The organism is Pseudoalteromonas sp. MER144-MNA-CIBAN-0113 (assembly GCF_040308965.1).
Taxonomy (GTDB): Bacteria; Pseudomonadota; Gammaproteobacteria; order Enterobacterales; family Alteromonadaceae; genus Pseudoalteromonas; species Pseudoalteromonas tetraodonis.
Genome location: NZ_JBEOOG010000247.1, coordinates 1 through 324 on the forward strand (window position 1 = coordinate 1; position 324 = coordinate 324).

The 324-nt window shown below is 42.0% G+C and carries 1 protein-coding gene; it reads left to right on the forward strand.

Annotation, left to right across the window (positions count from 1 at the left end; all coding sequences use genetic code 11):
* Positions 1 to 219: hypothetical protein (locus AAEY57_RS19575; RefSeq protein WP_350608615.1), on the forward strand; the 219-nt coding region annotated here is incomplete at its 5' end.
* Positions 220 to 324: the final 105 nt, after the last annotated feature.

Genomic DNA, 324 nt, shown 5'->3' on the forward strand with positions numbered 1-324 from the left:
GTGTTATACGACAAGTTAAATAAAACCACGGCGTTAAGTTTGGCGGTAGGCGTAGAGCTTGCTCACGTGAGAAGCGCAGCTTCTAATTACTCAACCACCTATAGTAAAAGCGTTGCTTTTAAACGCCAGCAAGCTGCACGTCTACAAGTTAAATCAAACCACAGTGTCAAGTTTTGTGGTAGGCGTAGAGCTTGCTCACGCGAGAAGCGTAGCTTCTAATTACTCAATCACTCATCATAAAAACTACGTTTTTAAACGCCAGCAAGCTGCGCGTCTTGTATCTCTCATTGATAAATGATTAGCTATCATTTATCACATCGAAGT